Origin of the sequence: Sphingobium phenoxybenzoativorans (assembly GCF_001757355.1) — a bacterium.
In the GTDB taxonomy this organism is placed as follows: domain Bacteria; phylum Pseudomonadota; class Alphaproteobacteria; order Sphingomonadales; family Sphingomonadaceae; genus Sphingobium; species Sphingobium phenoxybenzoativorans.
Genome location: NZ_MINO01000014.1, coordinates 1 through 13,831, shown reverse-complemented (window position 1 = coordinate 13,831; position 13,831 = coordinate 1). Strand labels below are relative to the sequence as shown.

At 62.7% G+C, this 13,831-nt stretch carries 18 protein-coding genes; 11 read left to right on the top strand and 7 right to left on the bottom strand.

What is annotated here, in order from left to right; genetic code table 11:
* Positions 1-52: 52 nt before the first annotated feature.
* Positions 53-880 (bottom strand): alpha/beta fold hydrolase, encoded by an 828-nt coding sequence (locus BHQ40_RS09565; RefSeq protein ID WP_070155415.1) that lies wholly within the window; start codon positions 878-880, stop codon positions 53-55.
* 130 nt (positions 881-1,010) lie between these two features.
* Here BHQ40_RS09565 and BHQ40_RS09560 point away from each other — a divergent pair, with 130 nt between their 5' ends.
* Positions 1,011-2,006, top strand: a complete 996-nt coding sequence (locus BHQ40_RS09560; RefSeq protein ID WP_070155264.1) for a GlxA family transcriptional regulator — start codon at positions 1,011-1,013, stop codon at positions 2,004-2,006.
* A gap of 39 nt (positions 2,007-2,045) precedes the next feature.
* On the opposite strand, the gene BHQ40_RS09555 is transcribed toward BHQ40_RS09560, so the two are convergent.
* From BHQ40_RS09555 to BHQ40_RS09535, 5 genes are all read right to left on the bottom strand, one after another.
* On the bottom strand, positions 2,046-2,738 hold the full coding sequence (locus tag BHQ40_RS09555) for an aspartate/glutamate racemase family protein (protein ID WP_070155262.1): 693 nt from the start codon (positions 2,736-2,738) through the stop codon (positions 2,046-2,048).
* Positions 2,739-2,855: 117 nt separating this feature from the next.
* Positions 2,856-4,289 carry an NAD(P)(+) transhydrogenase (Re/Si-specific) subunit beta gene (locus BHQ40_RS09550; RefSeq protein WP_070155259.1) on the bottom strand — a complete coding sequence of 478 codons (1,434 nt, stop codon included), beginning with the start codon at positions 4,287-4,289 and terminating at the stop codon, positions 2,856-2,858.
* A 144-nt stretch (positions 4,290-4,433) separates the two neighbouring features.
* Positions 4,434-4,718 (bottom strand): NAD(P) transhydrogenase subunit alpha part 2, encoded by a 285-nt coding sequence (locus BHQ40_RS09545; RefSeq protein ID WP_070155257.1) that lies wholly within the window; start codon positions 4,716-4,718, stop codon positions 4,434-4,436.
* A 50-nt stretch (positions 4,719-4,768) separates the two neighbouring features.
* Positions 4,769-5,887, bottom strand: coding sequence for an NAD(P) transhydrogenase subunit alpha (locus BHQ40_RS09540; protein ID WP_070155255.1), 1,119 nt, complete (start codon positions 5,885-5,887; stop codon positions 4,769-4,771).
* A 26-nt stretch (positions 5,888-5,913) separates the two neighbouring features.
* Positions 5,914-6,039 (bottom strand): aa3-type cytochrome c oxidase subunit IV, encoded by a 126-nt coding sequence (locus tag BHQ40_RS09535; protein ID WP_070155252.1) that lies wholly within the window; start codon positions 6,037-6,039, stop codon positions 5,914-5,916.
* Between the two features lie 172 nt (positions 6,040-6,211).
* Here BHQ40_RS09535 and BHQ40_RS09530 point away from each other — a divergent pair, with 172 nt between their 5' ends.
* The 9 genes from BHQ40_RS09530 (at position 6,212) to BHQ40_RS26495 (ending at position 12,435) form a co-directional block, all read left to right on the top strand.
* On the top strand, positions 6,212-7,645 hold the full coding sequence (locus BHQ40_RS09530; protein WP_070155250.1) for a sigma-54-dependent transcriptional regulator: 1,434 nt from the start codon (positions 6,212-6,214) through the stop codon (positions 7,643-7,645).
* A 64-nt stretch (positions 7,646-7,709) separates the two neighbouring features.
* Entirely contained in the window at positions 7,710-7,952 is a 243-nt protein-coding gene (locus BHQ40_RS09525; protein WP_070155248.1) for a type II toxin-antitoxin system Phd/YefM family antitoxin, read from the top strand.
* Entirely contained in the window at positions 7,952-8,377 is a 426-nt protein-coding gene (locus BHQ40_RS09520) for a type II toxin-antitoxin system VapC family toxin (protein ID WP_070155246.1), read from the top strand. The genes BHQ40_RS09525 and BHQ40_RS09520 overlap by 1 nt, the downstream gene beginning before the upstream one ends.
* Before the next feature lie 413 nt (positions 8,378-8,790).
* The gene (locus BHQ40_RS09515) at positions 8,791-9,420 is read left to right on the top strand and encodes a DUF6088 family protein (protein ID WP_216094871.1); all 630 of its coding nucleotides are present in this window, start codon (positions 8,791-8,793) and stop codon (positions 9,418-9,420) included.
* Positions 9,413-10,141 carry an SDR family NAD(P)-dependent oxidoreductase gene (locus BHQ40_RS09510; protein ID WP_083276822.1) on the top strand — a complete coding sequence of 243 codons (729 nt, stop codon included), beginning with the start codon at positions 9,413-9,415 and terminating at the stop codon, positions 10,139-10,141. Before BHQ40_RS09515 ends, BHQ40_RS09510 begins: the two co-directional genes overlap by 8 nt.
* Before the next feature lie 11 nt (positions 10,142-10,152).
* Complete coding sequence (locus BHQ40_RS09505; RefSeq protein WP_070155244.1) at positions 10,153-10,554, top strand: VOC family protein; 402 nt, start codon at positions 10,153-10,155, stop codon at positions 10,552-10,554.
* A gap of 4 nt (positions 10,555-10,558) precedes the next feature.
* A complete protein-coding gene (locus tag BHQ40_RS09500; protein WP_083276821.1) occupies positions 10,559-10,900 on the top strand; it encodes a nuclear transport factor 2 family protein in 342 nt (113 codons plus the stop codon).
* 21 nt (positions 10,901-10,921) lie between these two features.
* Positions 10,922-11,911: a saccharopine dehydrogenase family protein gene (locus tag BHQ40_RS09495; protein ID WP_070155242.1), complete on the top strand. Its 990-nt coding sequence runs from the start codon at positions 10,922-10,924 to the stop codon at positions 11,909-11,911.
* A gap of 344 nt (positions 11,912-12,255) precedes the next feature.
* A complete protein-coding gene (locus BHQ40_RS26495) occupies positions 12,256-12,435 on the top strand; it encodes a RidA family protein (protein ID WP_216094870.1) in 180 nt (59 codons plus the stop codon).
* A gap of 133 nt (positions 12,436-12,568) precedes the next feature.
* Here BHQ40_RS26495 and BHQ40_RS09485 read toward each other — a convergent pair whose 3' ends face one another.
* A complete protein-coding gene (locus BHQ40_RS09485) occupies positions 12,569-13,666 on the bottom strand; it encodes an MFS transporter (RefSeq protein WP_083276820.1) in 1,098 nt (365 codons plus the stop codon).
* Between BHQ40_RS09485 and BHQ40_RS09480 the strand changes: the two genes are divergently transcribed.
* On the top strand, positions 13,655-13,831 hold a 177-nt coding region (locus BHQ40_RS09480), incomplete at its 3' end, for a transposase (RefSeq protein WP_070155409.1). The genes BHQ40_RS09485 and BHQ40_RS09480 overlap by 12 nt on opposite strands.

The window sequence follows — 13,831 nt, the reverse complement described above, 5'->3', positions numbered from 1 at the left end:
AACAAAAACGCCGGCGGATACCGCCGGCGTTTTCCTTGCGATCGAGCCTGTCTCAGCCCTTGATGAATTCCAGCACATCGGCATTGAACCGGTCGGCCTCGATCTGGGCAAGGCCATGGCTGGAGCCTTCATAGATTTTCAGCACCGATCCCTTGACCAGCTTCGCCGTCATCAGCGCGGAAGCGCCGATCGGCACGATCTGGTCATCATCGCCATGCAGGACCAGCGTCGGCACATCGATCTTCTTCAGATCCTCGGTGAAGTCGCTTTCCGAGAAGGCGCGGATCGAGTCCAGTTGCCCTTTCAGGCCGCCCATCATGCCTTCCCTCCAAAACTCCTCGCGCACCCCTTCGGATACTGCCGCGCCGTCGCGGTTATAGCCGTAGAAGGGAATGGTCAGGTCCTTGAAGAACTGGCTGCGATTGTCATAGGTGCCCTTGCGGATGCCGTCGAAGACATCGATGGGCAGGCCGCCGGGATTGGCCTCGGTCTTGAGCATCAGCGGCGGGACAGCGCCAACCAGCACAGCCTTGGCGATGCGGGCGGTGCCATGACGGCCCAGATAGCGGGTGACTTCGCCGCCGCCGGTGGAATGCCCGATCAGGATGACATTCTTCAGGTCCAGCTTCTCGATCAGCTCAGCCAGATCGTCGGCATATTGGTCCATAGTGTTGTTGTCCCAGACCTGAGCCGAGCGGCCGTGGCTGCGGCGGTCATGGGCGATGACGCGATATCCCTGCTTGCCGAAAAAGACCAACTGGCCTTCCCAGGCGTCCGATGACAGCGGCCAGCCATGGGAAAATACGATGGGCTGCGCATCCTTGGGACCCTGGTCCTTGTAGAAGATTTCGGTGCCGTCCTTTGTGGTGATGGTGCTCATGATCTTATCCTTCATATCCAGTGTTCAATCATTCGATGTCGTGAGGCTCTCGGCCTGTGCTTGTATATTTAGGCGGGGATGCGCAGGATCGGGATTGGCGGTTCTGACATTTTACGAGGCAAAAGTGACAATGACGGGAAAGGGATCAGGACGAGAGCAAACCCGCAGGGCCGAGGTCGGCATCCTCATCTATCCGGGTTGTCAGCAGGGCGCGGTTTTTGGCCTGAGCGACCTGTTCTGGATCGCCAATGAACATGCCGCGCGACATGGCGCTGAGGCTGTCCGGGTCAGTTTCTGGGAAGCGCAGAGCGATGGACAGGTCGTGCGCACGCGGGACAGTCACCCCGAATGCGGCGACGCCGTACCGGCCGTGCTGATCGCCCCGCCCCGCCTCGATCACCCGGCCGATGCGGAGCAGACCGCGCCCTATGCCCGCTGGCTGCTTGACCGCCACGCGGCCGGGTCGGTTCTCGCGTCTGTATGCGCCGGGGCTTTTCTGGTCGCGGCCACCGGACTGCTTGCCGGGCGGCCTGCGACAACGCACTGGTATTTTGAGGAGGCGTTCCGCGCCCGCTTCCCGGATGTGAAGCTGGACATCAACCGTCTCGTGATCGACGATGGCGACATCATTACCGCGGGCGGCATCACCGCGTGGATGGAGCTTGGACTACGGATCGTCGACCGGCTGCTTGGCCCATCCGTGATGATGGAGACCGCCCGGTTCATGCTGGTCGATCCCGCCGGCCGGGAGCAGCAGCATTATAGCAGCTTCTCCCCCCGCCTCACCCATGGCGACGAGGCCATATTGCGCGTGCAGCACTGGCTGCAGGCCAAGGGCGCGGTGCATGTCAATGTGCGGGACATGGCGGCGGAGGCGCATATGGAGGAACGGACATTCCTGCGCCGCTTCCGCGCCGCGACGGGATTGAAGCCCCTCGAATATTCCCAGCATCTGCGCGTGGGCAAGGCCCGCGAATTGCTGGAATTTACCGTCCGCCCCATTGATCAGGTCGCCTGGTCCTCCGGCTATGAGGACGCTGCGGCGTTCCGCAAGATCTTCCACAAGATCGTCGGGCTTACGCCGGGGGATTATCGCAAGAGATTTGGCGTGCGGACCGCGGCCTAGGGGATTGGAGGGCCGGACGGCGAAGCGCCCCGCCAGCCCCTATGCCGACAGAATGAAATCCGCGCCCGCCTTTGCGTGGATGGACGTGCAATCATAGATGGGCAGCACATTGGCCTTCACATCGACGATCAGCTCCAGCTCCGTGCACGCCAGCACCACCGCCTGCACATCCTCTTTCGCAATGTCGGTCAGTTCGGACTTCATATAGCGTTCCGAATCCCGGCTGACCTTGCCGACGACCAGCTCGTCATAGACCATGCGGTCGATCCGGTCGGCCAGCTCCATGTCGGCGGGCAGCAGGGACACGCCATGCGCGACAAGGCGCTGGCGATAGAATTTCTCGGTCATCACGTTGCGCGTGCCGATCAGCGCGGCGGTCCTGATCCCGTCCGCCTTCATTTTCGCGCCAACCACTTCGGCGATATGCAGGATGGGAATCGTCACCGAATCCTGCACGCGCTCATAGACCTTGTGCATGGAATTGGCGCAGATCAGCAGCGCTTCGGCGCCCGCCGCCTCCAGCCGCATCGCCGCGCCGATCAGTTGTGACGAGGCGCAGTCCCAATCGTCCTGCGTGGCGCAGCGCGCGACCTCGGCGAAATCCAGGCTCTCGATCAGCAGAGGCGCGCTGTGAAAGCCGCCCTTCGCCTTGTGGATCGCCTGGTTGATGATCTCATAATAGCGGGCGGTGGACGTCCAGCTCAGACCACCAATCAGACCGATCTTTTTCATGCAACTCCCAATCTCGTCATCCCGGACCTGATCCGGGATCCCGCTTTCTTCCTTTAAACCGAAAGGAAAGCGGGATTCCAGCCTTCGCTGGAATGACGGGTCAAAAAGCCGCTACGCTTAGTGCGCCAGTCCCTTGACGATTTCCTCGACCATCTTCTTGGCGTCGGCGAGGAGCATCATGGTGTTGTCCATGTAGAAAACCTCATTGTCGACGCCGGCATAGCCCGCGCCGCCCATGGAGCGCTTCACGAACAGCACCGACTTGGCGTTGGCGACGTCCAGGATCGGCATGCCGTAAATCGGCGAGGACTTGTCGGTCTTGGCCGCCGGATTGGTGACGTCATTCGCGCCGATGACGAAGGCGACGTCGGCCTGACCGAACTCGCCGTTAATGTCCTCCAGCTCGAACACCTCGTCATAGGGGACGTTGGCCTCGGCCAGCAGCACGTTCATATGCCCCGGCATGCGGCCCGCGACCGGATGGATCGCATATTTGACCTTCACACCTTCCTTTTTCAGCAGGTCGCCCATCTCGCGCAGCGCGTGCTGCGCCTGGCTGACCGCCATGCCGTAACCCGGCACGATGATCACACTGTCGGCCTGCTTCATCAGGAACGCCGCATCCTCGGCGCTGCCGCGCTTGTAGGCGCGGTCGATGACCGGACCGCCAGCGCCCGCAGGCCCCGCGTCCGCGCCGAAGCCGCCCGCGATGACGCTGATGAAGCCGCGGTTCATGGCCTTGCACATGATATAGGACAGGATCGCGCCCGACGAGCCGACCAGCGCGCCGGTGATGATCATCGCGCTGTTGCCCAGCGTGAAGCCCATCGCCGCCGCCGCCCAGCCGGAATAGCTGTTCAGCATCGACACCACGACCGGCATGTCCGCGCCGCCGATCGGGATGATCAGCAGGAAGCCAATGGCGAAGCTGAGCGCGATAACCGTCCAGAACAGCCAGGGCGCATCGATCGTCGGCGCGGCCATGGCGTAGAACCAGGCGATCAGGCCAAGGATCGCGACCAGCGTGCCCAAGTTGATGACATGGCGGCCCGGCAGCAGGATCGGCTTGCCGGACATATTGCCGTTAAGCTTCAGGAACGCGATGACCGAGCCGGAGAAGGTGATCGCGCCAATGGCGACGCCCAGGCCCAGTTCGATACGGCTGGCGTTATGGATCTGGCCGGTCGCGTCGACGATGCCGAACGCTTCGGGCGTCAGGTAAGCCGCCGCGCCCACCAGCACTGCGGCAAGACCCACAAGGCTGTGGAAAGCCGCGACGAGCTGCGGCATGTCGGTCATCGCGATCTTGCGTGCGGTGACGAAGCCGATCACGCCGCCAATGGCGATCGCGCCGATGATTTCCGGCAGGTTCGCAATCTCATGCGTGTAGAGCGTCGTGCCGACGGCGATGGCCATGCCGGCCATGCCGAAACGGTTGCCGGTGCGGCTGGACGCCGGGCTGGACAGTCCGCGCAGGGCGAGGATGAACAGGACGCCTGCGATCAGATAGGCAAGCGCCACGAAGGGCGGAACTGCGGCGACTTCATGCATGGACGTGCCCCCCGGCGAATATGATATGTTCCGTCACCCCTGCGAAAGCAGGGGTCCCGCTAACTTTGACTGCGGTTGAGGGAGAAGAGAAAGCGGAATCCCGGACCAAGTCCGGGATGACGAGCAAAGAGAAGGGCCGCACCATCACTTGCGCTCCTTCTTCTTATACATGGCAAGCATGCGCTCGGTGACGGCAAAACCACCGAAGATATTGATCGACGCCAGCACCACGGCCAGCAGGCCCAGATATTTGGCAGTCGCGCCAATCGCCTCTGCCGAAGCCACCAGCGCGCCGACGATGATGACGGACGAAATGGCGTTGGTCACCGCCATCAGCGGCGTGTGCAGGGCCGGCGTCACCGACCAGACGACATAATAGCCCACAAAGCAGGCCATCACGAAGATGGATAGAACGGATACGAAGTCCATATTGACCCCCTAGTCGTCGCCCAAGGCCCTGCCCGGAGCGACTGGAAAAATCAGAGCAACCGCTCGTTGACGACCTTCCCGCCCTGCGTCAGGCGGATGGCGTTGCCGATCTCCTCGTCGAGCACCGGCGCATTCTTCTCCTTGTCCCAGAAGGCGGACAGGAAGTTGTAGAGATTGCGCGAGAACAGGGCGGAGGTATCGGCGGCAAGACGGCTGGGAACATTGCGGTGCCCCACGATCTTGACGCCATGACGCTCGACGACTTCGCCTGCGACAGCGCCCTCGACATTGCCACCCTGCTCCACCGCAAGGTCGACGATGACGCTACCCGGTTTCATCGTCGCGATCTGCGCGTCGCTGATCAGGCGCGGCGCGGGCCGGCCGGGGATCAGCGCGGTGGTGATGACGATGTCCTGCTTGGCGATATGGGACGAGACCAGCTCGGCCTGCGCCGCCTTATATTCGTCCGACATCTCGGTCGCGTAACCACCCGCACCCTCGCCCTCAATGCCCTTCACGGCCTCGACGAAGATCGCCTTCGCGCCAAGCGATTCGATCTGCTCCTTGGTCGCGGCGCGCACGTCGGTCGCGGAGACCTGTGCGCCCAGGCGGCGTGCGGTCGCAATCGCCTGAAGTCCGGCGACGCCCACGCCCATGATGAAGGCGCGCGCGGCCGAAACCGTGCCCGCCGCCGTCATCATCATCGGAAAAGCCCTGCCATATTCGGCAGCGGCGTCGAGCACCGCCTTGTATCCGGCAAGGTTCGACTGGGACGACAGGATATCCATCGACTGCGCGCGGGTGATGCGCGGCATGAACTCCATCGCCAGCGCCTCAAGGCCCGCGGCCGCATAGCCGTCAACCTTCGCGCGCTCACCGAACGGGTTGAACGAAGCGGCGACGATCGCGCCGGGCGCTGCGCCCGCCAGCGTCGCGGCGTCAGGGGCCTGCACGCCCAGAATGATTCCCGCGCCTTTCACCGTTGCGGCGCGGTCTCCAATGGTTGCGCCGGCGGCCGCATAATCGGCATCGGCAACCGACGCCTGCAGGCCGGCCCCGGCCTCCACCGCAACCGTTGCGCCAAGCGCAATAAACTTCTTCACGGTCTCGGCAGATGCAGAGACGCGGCGCTCGCCGGAGGCAAGCTCCTTCAACACGGCTATTTTCATTATTGTCCCCTCCTAGACGGGCGGGTTCAGGAAGAGATCAGCAGAACGACGATCGCGCCGACAACCAGGGATGCAATCGTTCCCCACTTCATGAAACCAATAAAGCCCTCATAGGTCTGGTTTGCGCTTTTCATATCCATGCCGGACGCCACGTCATTTCCCCTCAATAAAATGCTGTCACGGCCCTCTTATAAGCAACATTACCTCCCCTCAACCCCACTAATTCGACAGGAGAAAACTATGATTCACGAAAATCGCCGCAATTAAGCGGGTCTTTACCCTGCCCGGTTAGAACTGTGCCCATTCGGGATTCACGGGGGTTAAATGGCACATAACGGTACGCCAATCGTCATGCTGATCGACGATGAACCGGCACAGCGCCGCCTGGTGGGCGCTCTGGCGTCCCGCGCCGGATGGCGCACGATCTTTGCAAATGACGGCGAAACCGCGCTCGCGACCCTGGGCACGCAGGACGGGATGCGCCTTGACGCGATCATCCTGGACCATTGGAGCCCGGACTATGAACCGGCCGACCTGATCCGGGACATCCGCGTGCAACGGCCGAACCTGCCTGTCCTGATCCTGACCGCCCATAACAGCGTCAATGTCGCGGTGGACGCCATGCGCGCGGGCGCAACCGACTATCTGTCCAAACCGGTCGCCCCGGATCGCCTGCTCGCCGCGCTGAACGCCACGCTCAATCACAGCGAGGAGGATGGCGAGCTTCGTCCCCTCACGGAAAAAATCTCCGCCCCGCTCGCCTTTGAGGAAATTGTCGGCTCGGCTCCGCAATTCCGGGCCGCGCTGGCGATCGCGGCCAAGGCCGCCCGCGCCCGCATTCCCGTCCTGATCGAAGGCGAGAGCGGCGTCGGCAAGGACGTCATCGCCCGCGCCATCCACGCCGCCTCGCCCCGTTTCCGCCAGGAAATGATCACGGTGAACTGCGGCGCCATGCCCACAAATCTGGTGGAATCCGAACTGTTCGGTCATGAGCGCGGCGCGTTCACCGGCGCGTTCGAACGGCAGGTCGGCCGCTTCGTCAGCGCCGACATGGGCACCATCTTCCTCGACGAGGTCAGCGAACTGCCGCTCGACGCCCAGGTCAAGCTGCTGCGCGTCCTGCAGGACGGGGAAGTCCAGCCGATCGGCGCGCGTATGCCGACCCATGTCGATGTGCGCGTCATCGCCGCGACCAATCGCAAGCTGATCGAGGAAGTGGAGGCCGGGCGTTTCCGCGAGGATCTCTATTACCGCCTCAATGTCGTCCAGCTCACCATTCCGCCGCTGCGCGAACGGATTGGCGACATTCCCGCCCTTTCCCGCCATTTGCTGGCGCGCATCGCGACCCAGCCGGGCCTGCGCAGCCTGGGCATCACGGCGGAGGCCGTCGCCCTTCTCATGCAGCATGACTGGCCGGGCAATGTCCGCCAGTTGCAGAACGCCCTGTTCCGCGCAGCCGTGCTGTGCGAGGGCGACGCCCTGACGCCGCAGGACTTCCCGCAGATTTCCGCGCAGATCACCACACGCCAGGGGGCCGGATCGCGCACCGCGTCGCACACCCATGACGACGCCGCCGGCATCACCCTGTTCGAAGCCGACGGCCATGTCCGCCAGCTTGCGGATATCGAAGCGGACGTCATCCGCCTCGCCATCGGCCATTATCGCGGCCGTATGACAGAAGTCGCCCGCCGCCTCGGCATCGGCCGCTCAACCCTCTACCGCAAGCTCGCGGAACTGGGGATCGAAAGCGCGGCTTGAGGGCCACTCTGGAATTTTCGCTTCCGGCAGGCTATATGACCAACTAGATGGTCAGGAGCAGAATATGGACGCGATCAGTTTGGCGGAAGCAAAGGCCCATCTGAGCGAATTGGTCGATCAGGCGCAAGCGGGCGCATCCATCGAGATCACCCGGCGCGGCAAGCCGGTCGCGCGGCTCACCGCTGTGGCCAAGCCGCGCAAGGCGATCGAGGCCGCGCGACTTGCGGCATTGACGGCCTCCATGCCGCCACAAACGGAAAACGCCGCCAGTCTGGTGCGCGCGATGCGGGATGGCGATCGCTACTGATGCTCTATCTCGACACGTCGCTTATCGTTGCGGCGCTCTCCAATGAAGCAATGACACCGCGCGTACAGGCATGGCTGGCGGAACAGGACCCCGCCCAGCTCCTGATCAGCGAATGGACGATTACCGAAATATCCTCCGCCCTGGCGATCAAACTGCGAACCGGTCAGGTAAATCTGGAGCAGCGCGCCGCGGCACTGGCCATGTTTAACCTGCTGATCGCCGAAAGCTTTACCACGCTCGGCGTGACGGGCGCGCACTTCCGAACCGCCGGCAAATTTGCCGATCAGCATATGCTTGGACTTCGTGCGGGAGATGCACTGCATCTGGCCGTAGCGTCGGACCATGGCGCAACCGTGCATACGCTTGATCAGCGCCTCGCCGACGCGGGGCCGCCGCTTGGAGTGCCGACACAATTGCTGGCATGAGGCGGCGCTTTGCAGCGCCGGGTAAATCGGATGAACGCGCCCCGCGCGTTCATTTGATCCGGCTCACTCCCACTCAATTGTTTAAAACCCAGCTAGAGCGTTGATCTAGCTGGATTTTTTCTTGCTTCGAGCACGAAAAGCCGACCCATAGGCCGTCAAAATTATACTGTATTGATTTTAAAGGGAAATTCCCGCCGAAATTTTTTTGCGAGGTCTCGGCATCTATCGAGATCGATCGCCTTTCAGAGCCGAATTTTCCGGTCAGCATCAATCTCGCCGCTAGCCCCGAAAAGTACCGTCATCGACTATTTTAGCAAATTGGAAGCCGGAAATCGAGGCCGGTGGCTGCAAGCAGCCGCGCTACCGATCGGATGCCCTTGAATGTCAGAAAAAGATGCCTTATTTTCTGACGCATGAAGACGATAGCCGCCTCTGTTCCCGACCGGGTCATGAAGCGCGTCCGTGCCAGCGGCCGCGGTAGCGTCTTCACGCCCAGCGACTTTCTCACCGTTGCCGCTCGCCCCTCTGTCGATCAGGCCCTTTCCCGCCTGGTGAAGGGCGGACAGCTCCGCCGGCTTGCGCGCGGGCTCTACGACTTCCCCAAGCTGCACCCGAAGCTCGGGGCACTGTCGCCTGCGCCGGACGATGTCGCCCATGCTCTTGCGCGGGAGACCGGCTCCCAGGTGCAGATCGCCGGCGCGCGGGCAGCGAACGCGCTCGGCCTTTCGGCGCAGGTGCCGGCCCAAAGCACTTATCTGACCGATGGCCCCTCACGGCGCGTCGTGCTGGGAAAGCGCGTCGTGGATCTTCGCCATGCTTCGCCCAAGCATCTAATCGCGCCGGGCAGCCCCGCCGGAACGGTGGTTCAGGCTCTTCGCCACGTCGGCCCCGTTCGGGCAGCTGACGTGGCGCAGATCGCAGCGCGCCAGCTCTCGGCCAACGACAAGAAGACGCTAGCCTCAACCGCCCTTCAAGCGCCTGCCTGGATGCGGCCCACGCTCGTTTCGATTGCCAACGCAGCGGTGGCCGATATCGATGGATGATGTCGCACGTCTCCCCGCCAACGAACGCGCAGCTCTCTTCGGGGAGACCGGCGCCGGCCGGGGCGTCGCCGACACGATCAATAGGCCGGCGGCCGAGAAGGTCGTCGGCGACATCGAAGAGGGCGGCGGCAAGGCCGTCGCTCTGGAGCTGGACGTCAGCAACACCGCTGAATTCCCGGCGTTTCGGGACGCGGTACGGCAAGCGCTAGCGACGACCTGGAACGCCAATATCTTCGATTTCCTCGTTAACAATGCGGGCTATGGCCTGTACAACCCGATCGCAACAGTGACTGAAGACGAATTCGACGGCTTGTTCCGCGTGCATCTCAAGGGGCCGTTCTTCCTCACTCAGGTACTTCTTCCCCTTATGGCCGATGGCGGCCATATCGTGAACGTGACGAGCGCGACCAGCCGCGTGGCCACCGCTGGCGTGGCGCCCTATGCCTCCTTCAAGGGCGGGCTTGAGGTGCTGACCCGCTATATGGCCAAGGAGTTTGGCGATCGCCGCATCCGCGCCAACTCCGTCGCGCCGGGACCGATCCGCACCGAACTTGGTGGCGGCCTCACGGATGAATTCGAAGCACTGCTTGCCGAGCAGACTGCGCTCGGTCGCGTCGGGGAGCCCGACGACGTCGGCTGCATGGTCGCCAGCCTGCTCTCGGAAGACAACCGCTGGGTCAATGCCCAGAACATCGAGATCGGCGGCGGGTACGTCATCTAGTGGAGGCTCACATGCTCGACCATATTTTCCTTACGGTCAGCGAAATCGAGCGCTCGATCGCCTTCTACGAGCGGGTGCTCCCGATCCTCGGCATTACCGCCCGCCTCGACTATGACGGCCGGGACGGACCGCCCGGCCATCCCGACCTCAAGGGCTTCGGCGCCAACGGGCGCATGTTCTTCTGGCTGCGCGCCGGCACGGCCGCGCCCGGTGCGGTGCATGTCGGCTTCGTCGCCGATTCCGAAGCCATGGTGGATGCCGCCCACGCCCAGGCCCTCGGGGCGGGCGCCTCCGAGATCCATCCACCCGGTCCGCAGCTGCATTATGACCCCCGCTATTACGCGGCCCAGCTCCGGGACCTCGACGGCTACAGCCTCGAATTCGTCTTCAAAAGCTGGCAGCACGGGAGCTGATGCGATGAGCAATACCATCTTGCGCGCGAAAGCCGATGCGCTGATCGCCGCGACCAACGCCTTCGACGCCGACGCGGCAGTGACCTTGTTCACGCCGGATGCGATAATCGACGATCCGTCGACGGGTCACCGCTTCGACGGTCACGCCGGGATTCGCGACTATATCGACCGATATTTCGCGGGCTATCGCACGGTCACACGCTTCCTCTCCATCGAGAGCCTCGGTGAAGCCCGAGCCCGTGTGCGCGTCGATTTTACGGGGGATTTCGGTCACGAAATCGGCCTCCTCGACATCTCGATCAGCGCCGACGGGCTGATCACCCGCATCGACGCGGACCTCGAATAATCAAGAAGAAGAACCACATCTATGAACATATTCATGATCTATGGAGCAGCCGGCTACACGGCTAGCATGGTGGTGGAGCATGCTGCGGCTGCGGGGCTGGACCTCGTACTTGCGGGCCGAGAAAAAGACCGGACGAAGCTCGAAGCGCTGGCCAATCGCTTGGGTGCGGCTGTGAAGCTGTTTTCGCTCGACGAGAACGATGTCGTTCAGGCCAGCCTTGCCGGCATCTCCGTTCTCTTGAACGCCGCTGGCCCCTTTGCGAACACGGCCGAGCCTCTCATGTCCGCCGCGATCCGTGCCGGCGTCCACTATCTCGACTTCTCCGCCGAGCTCGACACCTACCGCGAAGCGCTGGCTCTAGATACCCCAGCGCGGGCGGCCGGTGTCATGCTTCTGCCCGGCAGCGGTGGAAGCGTTGCGATGCTCGGAAGTCTTGCCGCACACGCCGCGGCTCGCGTCAGTGGTGCACGCAAGATCCGCATTGCGCTTGATGTTGCAGGCACGATGTCGAGAGGATCGGCCATTAGTGCGAGCCAGAATATCGCGCCGGAGACACTTCACCTCCGCAACGGTGAACTGATCACGGCCGAATCAAACGCGCTTCGCGATTTCGATTTCGGTAACGGGCCGCTCTCGTCTTTCCCTGTGACGCTGCCTGATCTCGTGACGATCCATCACGCGACCGGCGTTCCCGACATAGAAACCTACGTACACGTCTCCGCAGGCGCATTCCCGACCGGGGACGCCAAGGATCTCCCCGATGGCCCGAGCCTAGAGGAGCGCGAAGCGAGCCGGTATCATGCGGCTGTCGAAGTCACCGCCGCGAATGGGACCGTCGTGCACTCGGTCCTCGATACCGTGAACGGATACACGTTCACGGCCATGGCGGCGGCAGAGGCGGCCCGGCGTGTGCTGGCAGGCGAGGTGCGGCCTGGCTTTCAGACGCCTGCGGCACTCTTCGGCCATGACTTCGCGGAGACCATTGCCGACACGCGTATCGTCGATCTGTGATGTGACGTCTCGTCATCGGGCCCGAGCGAGGACCGCCCGGCAGCACAGACCGCCCCGCGGTCCGCACCTCTGCGCTTTCGCCCGCTTCACCCTGGATCCGTCAGGAAAGGATCGACATTGCCACGCCAGACCCTTCAACCACCCGAACTTTTCGCTAGCAAATCCTGGGGCTTCTCTCAGGTCGCGCTCTCAGAAGCCGGTCGCACTGTAAGTATCGCGGGTCAGGTTGCCTGGGACGCCGAAGGAAACACTAACGCCGAGGGTCTCGAGGGCCAATTCCGTCAGACGCTGAGGCAGGTTTTCATTGCGGTAAGGCCGCCGGCGGCACACCCGACAACATTCAGATGCTGCGATTATACATTCCGAACTTCCAGTCCGCATCAGATGCGGATGTCATCGCCAAGGTGTTGGTCGACGTTTTCGGTTCGGAGAACCCACCGGCGTCGTCCTGGATCGGTGTTCAGGCGCTCGCCCAGCCCGAATATCTGATCGAGGTTGAGGCGATGGCTATCGTCCCAAATTGACGACGGACGCTCTGCGCTCGCTCGCTGACGTGTATCGCCCTGCCCGGACCGTGCTGTTTCGTTACGGTCCGGAGCGGGTGGCGGGTTTCGCTTGGCCAACCAGATTGAGCATCCCAGCGAACCCGCTTGCGAATTACGAGTTCGTGGCAACAGCCGGCGCCGAAGCCCCCCTTCGGCCGCCGGTACGCACAGCGATGACGGCGGAAAGAAGCGAGATCGCCGCTGCGGCCGTGAAGCCTGCCCCAAGCCCAGATGAAAAATCTTTTGGCACAGCGTTGGCCGCATAGACGGCTGCAACGACTGCGAGGCCCAATGCCCCGCCAACCTGCTGGTCCATCTGGAGCAATCCCGAGGCTGCCCCAGCATGTTCGTCAGGTACGCCTTCCAAGATGGCCACGGTGCCCGGCGTAAAAACGAGAGCGACGCCGATCGCATGCAAGACCAAAGGAATAAACACGGCAGGGAAGTACGTACTGCGGCCGTCAAGCATCGCAAAACCCGCGCAGCTCGCGGCAACGAGCACACCGCCCGCCGCGAGCAGCGCGCGTGTCCCAAACCGGGCGATAAAGCGCGGCATCGTCGGAGAAACGACAAACATGGTCATGGACAGGGGGAGGTAGGCAAGCCCCGCAGCGAGCGGCGCAAAGCCGAGAACCTGCTGCAGGTACTGCACGATCAAAAAGAGCACCGAGAAGTGCATTCCGACGATGATCGCCATGACGGCTAGCCCGCCGAGGCGCGGTCTGCTTCGCAGCAACGACAGGTCAAGCAAGGGCTGCGCCGCCCGCCTTTCGATCTGGAAGAATGACACCAGAAGAACAGCAGAAATGGCGAAAGCCGATATCGTCAATACCGACACCCATCCATGCTCGGCGGCGCTGATGAAGCCGTAGACAAGTGCGACGGATCCAATCGTTGCCGTCAGCGCGCCCGAGATGTCGAGCCGCGCCAGTTTCGGCTCCGTCTCCTCTACCAACCGTCCGATGACGACCAATACGACCGCACCGATCGGAACGTTGATCAGCAGCGACCAGCGCCACGAAAGCAAATCCGTCAGCGCCCCGCCGAGGATTAGACCAGCGGACGCACCAACCGAGGAAACCGCGATGAAGAGCGATAGCCCTCGGTTCCGCTCAGCCTCATCCCGCGCCATCTGGACTTGTAACGGTTTTGCACCGGTCACTTGAGAGTTTAGAACTTGTTCAAGGAGACCGACGAAATGATCAAGCATAGTGAAGAGTTCAAGCGGGAGGCGGTGCGTATTGCTCTGACCAGCGGGTTACCGCGCGGACGGGTCGCGTCGGATTTGGGGGTCGGCAAGTCGACGCTGAACAAATGGGTTTCGCATTATCGTCCGTCTGACTTGGTATCCGCGCCGGAGGCGGATCTTGCGCGA

Excerpts from the sequence above, each read along its gene's own strand:
- BHQ40_RS09485 (WP_083276820.1), bottom strand. The coding sequence starts at position 13,666 with ATGCTTGATCATTTCGTCGGTCTCCTTGAACAAGTTCTAAACTCTCAA.
- BHQ40_RS09555 (WP_070155262.1), bottom strand. The coding sequence starts at position 2,738 with ATGAAAAAGATCGGTCTGATTGGTGGTCTGAGCTGGACGTCCACCGCC.
- BHQ40_RS09495 (WP_070155242.1), top strand. The coding sequence starts at position 10,922 with ATGAACATATTCATGATCTATGGAGCAGCCGGCTACACGGCTAGCATG.
- BHQ40_RS09560 (WP_070155264.1), top strand. The coding sequence starts at position 1,011 with ATGACGGGAAAGGGATCAGGACGAGAGCAAACCCGCAGGGCCGAGGTC.
- BHQ40_RS09540 (WP_070155255.1), bottom strand. The coding sequence starts at position 5,887 with ATGAAAATAGCCGTGTTGAAGGAGCTTGCCTCCGGCGAGCGCCGCGTC.
- BHQ40_RS09550 (WP_070155259.1), bottom strand. The coding sequence starts at position 4,289 with ATGCATGAAGTCGCCGCAGTTCCGCCCTTCGTGGCGCTTGCCTATCTG.
- BHQ40_RS09505 (WP_070155244.1), top strand. The coding sequence starts at position 10,153 with ATGCTCGACCATATTTTCCTTACGGTCAGCGAAATCGAGCGCTCGATC.
- BHQ40_RS09520 (WP_070155246.1), top strand. The coding sequence starts at position 7,952 with ATGCTCTATCTCGACACGTCGCTTATCGTTGCGGCGCTCTCCAATGAA.
- BHQ40_RS09530 (WP_070155250.1), top strand. The coding sequence starts at position 6,212 with ATGGCACATAACGGTACGCCAATCGTCATGCTGATCGACGATGAACCG.
- BHQ40_RS26495 (WP_216094870.1), top strand. The coding sequence starts at position 12,256 with ATGCTGCGATTATACATTCCGAACTTCCAGTCCGCATCAGATGCGGAT.
- BHQ40_RS09525 (WP_070155248.1), top strand. The coding sequence starts at position 7,710 with ATGGACGCGATCAGTTTGGCGGAAGCAAAGGCCCATCTGAGCGAATTG.
- BHQ40_RS09545 (WP_070155257.1), bottom strand. The coding sequence starts at position 4,718 with ATGGACTTCGTATCCGTTCTATCCATCTTCGTGATGGCCTGCTTTGTG.
- BHQ40_RS09500 (WP_083276821.1), top strand. The coding sequence starts at position 10,559 with ATGAGCAATACCATCTTGCGCGCGAAAGCCGATGCGCTGATCGCCGCG.
- BHQ40_RS09515 (WP_216094871.1), top strand. The coding sequence starts at position 8,791 with ATGAAGACGATAGCCGCCTCTGTTCCCGACCGGGTCATGAAGCGCGTC.
- BHQ40_RS09565 (WP_070155415.1), bottom strand. The coding sequence starts at position 880 with ATGAGCACCATCACCACAAAGGACGGCACCGAAATCTTCTACAAGGAC.
- BHQ40_RS09510 (WP_083276822.1), top strand. The coding sequence starts at position 9,413 with ATGGATGATGTCGCACGTCTCCCCGCCAACGAACGCGCAGCTCTCTTC.